Origin of the sequence: Gillisia xinjiangensis, assembly GCF_046298265.1 — a bacterium.
In the GTDB taxonomy this organism is placed as follows: domain Bacteria; phylum Bacteroidota; class Bacteroidia; order Flavobacteriales; family Flavobacteriaceae; genus Gillisia; species Gillisia xinjiangensis.
The window spans coordinates 1-3,005 of the sequence record NZ_JBKAHK010000016.1 but is presented as its reverse complement, the minus strand read 5'-3'; the positions used below and the strand labels follow the sequence as shown (position 1 = coordinate 3,005).

1 protein-coding gene is annotated in these 3,005 nt (G+C 38.7%); it reads right to left on the bottom strand.

Features of this window, described 5'->3' with window-relative positions:
* The coding region (locus tag ACKGJN_RS16185; protein WP_409540604.1) for an Ig-like domain-containing protein at nucleotides 1-2,349 on the bottom strand (2,349 nt) is incomplete at its 3' end.
* Between the last annotated feature and the right edge of the window lie 656 nt (nucleotides 2,350-3,005).

Below are 3,005 nucleotides of genomic sequence, written 5' to 3'. Positions count from 1 at the left end.
ACCGTTGAAGTTTTCATTCGGAGTGTAAGTAATTGTTCCATCACCATTGATCACAACACTTCCATTAGAAGGTGCAGTGGTTTCGGTTACCGTAAGGGTATCACCGTCTACATCAGTATCGTTGGTCAGAACGGAAACTGTTACTGCAGTGTCTTCATCGGTGGTGGCAGTATCATCAACGGCTACCGGAGCATCGTTGATTGGGTTTACCGTTACCGTTACCGTAGCGGTATCTGTTCCACCATTTCCATCAGTGATGGTATAGGTGAAAGTATCTGTACCGTTGAAGTTGGCATCCGGAGTATAGGTGATCGTGTAGTCTGTATTGATCACAACACTTCCGTTAGTAGGTGCAGTGGTCTGGGTTACCGTAAGGGTATCACCGTCTACATCAGTATCGTTGGCAAGTACATTTATGTTTACAGCAGTGTCTTCATCGGTGGTGGCAGTATCATCAACGGCTACTGGTGCATCGTTAACGGGTGTTACATTTATGGTAATGGTATTGGTGGTAGGAGCAGAACTTAAGGTTCCATCGCTTACATTGAAATCGAAGGATGCATATGGAGTTGCGTTATCATTCAGTTCTGGCAAGAACTGTAAGTTCCCTGCATCAAGGTCTGCCTTAGAAACAGCAGTATTCACTGCCAGTTCCTCTCCAGAATCGTAACTGTCATTATCATTCGCATCTAGATACAAGATACCAGCAACCGGTAAAGCAGTCACACTGACACTAGAGAGAACATCCCCATCAGCATCGGTATATCCAAAATCTGAAGTAGCGATAGTCAAGACAGTATCTTCGGCTGTAGTCAAAGTATTATCTGCTGCACAAGGTTTTGCATATACTATTACCTCGTCAGTATCTGCAAAACAACCTGGAAAGGCGGAAGCATCTAATTGGTAGGTTCCCGGTTTTACAATTACCGCATCCTGGCCTACATAGGTTGTTAGACCGTTAGAAAATTCACCATTAGTAGTGGTCCAAATATAGGTAGCACCTGCTACCGGATTTAGAGGTGACAAAGTTAATGTTGACGCTGTACAGGAAGAAATAGCTCCCGGCTGGGCAATTTCACCACTAACAACGGGCGTACCTAAAAAGCTGTAAGGACCAACAAAATCTTTTATTTGTGAAGAAACGGAACTCCCCGTTCTTGTTTTAGCTATTATTTTAATATAGGGTGCATCACATGGATTATTTCCAGCGGAGGCCGGATCGATCTTTAAATTTGTTAAATTAACCCCCACTTCCATTAAGGCACCTGATGAATATTTAGTACCAGGACCATTCTTACCTTCAGTTCCCCAGAAAGGAGCTTTATTTTCTAATAAATTCGCTTTTGCAAAATATTCATTAGTGGGCACAACTATGGATGCATATCCAAAACCTGTAGAATTACTTTCGTACGCACCTTTAATGAATTTAGGTCCTACCCAGGTTGCAGCATTGGGATGTGTAGAAATCCATGCTCCAGCGATAAATTCATATTTTGGAAATGTATCATACTCAGCTTTATTAACCCACAGGGCCACTTCCAGTGATTGGTGATCAGAGCCATTAAAGCCAAACATCACATTTAAATCTCCTGATGCCTCAATTATTCCTTGTTGCGCAGGAGCCGTCTCAGATCTAAATTTCCATTGTGTATGACCCTGATCAAGTCCCTCTGAAACAAATCTGGTGCCGGTGCCATTTACATAAATATTTTTACTGAATAGTTCAAAATCGACATAATGTGCTCCACTGGGATCGACTATAGATATCCCTAAGTTTAACCACATATTATTTAGAGTACTTGTTGGAAGCCCCCCAGAACCCGGAATATAGATGGTTTCCCCTTCCCTTCTAACATGGGCATACATGTCCACAATGTCATAGGTACCAGTCAAGTTGCTTTCTGTTACACTCCAATTATTTGGATTTTCTGCGCCCTTTGCACTTTCACCAAACATTGTTTTGTCCCTTTTCAAAGTACCACCAATATAATCCCTTGCATATATCGCATCATAGAGTATGGAGTTATTCTGTACATCGTACTGGCCGAAAGTAGGCCCAGAAGTGAAAGTAATGTTCTTTCCTGCCCCCAACTCTGATTTCCAAAAATTCTTGTTAGAATCATCTATCATTGGAAAACCATTATTTGCATTATTTGTTAATGCAAACCAATCGTCAATAGGAAGTGTAGTCCTATCTGTTTCAATATCTGCATCAATCCCAAAACGAGCTGGAGTGCCAGGTTTAGAAGGCGCCAATGTTGCCTGTGCATATAAACCAGTAGATCCCAAGAGCAATAATGCTATCAGGATAAATTGTAGATTATAGGGTTTAAGTAATTTTGGTATCATAGGCTTTACCTTTATTATTAATTCGTATTATTAAAACCTGATTTTTCAATCAATTGTTTAATATCTTATTGTAACCAGATGATTAATAGGGTTAACATCATCTAAATAGTTTTTAATATGTTCAAACAATTCTAATTAATACGGAAGATTTTTGAGGAGAATCTAGGTCAAATCGATTTGGGACCAATTTGGAGTTGTATTAATATATTGTAAAGATTATTATAAATGACAGGTAAAAAAAGGAATCGATACTTTTTTAGATGAAATGCCGATTTAATGGTATGAAATACAAGTCTTCGTCACGAAAAGTGGGGGTTTTCCCCTATTAAAAGGATAATATTTTTATTGTTTTGTGAGATTAATTGAAAAAATCAATAAGGGAAATCCAGTAATTTTTCGCCTAATACTCAGAAGCTTAAAAAAGCTTTCTATCGAAAAAATAAATATCCATACCAAGAGAAATAAATTGAATGCAGCATTCCTTTATTAAATTATATCAAAAAAACTACTCCCGAATTTAAGGTCGGGAGTAGTTTTTTTTTGATTTTTACCGTTCAGAAATAGGCAGGTTTTCCCTGATTAAATGAGGATCGTTAATTCATCTTTATAACACTAAAAATAGATCTTCTGTTAAGTTGGTGTTCCTCTTTGGAACA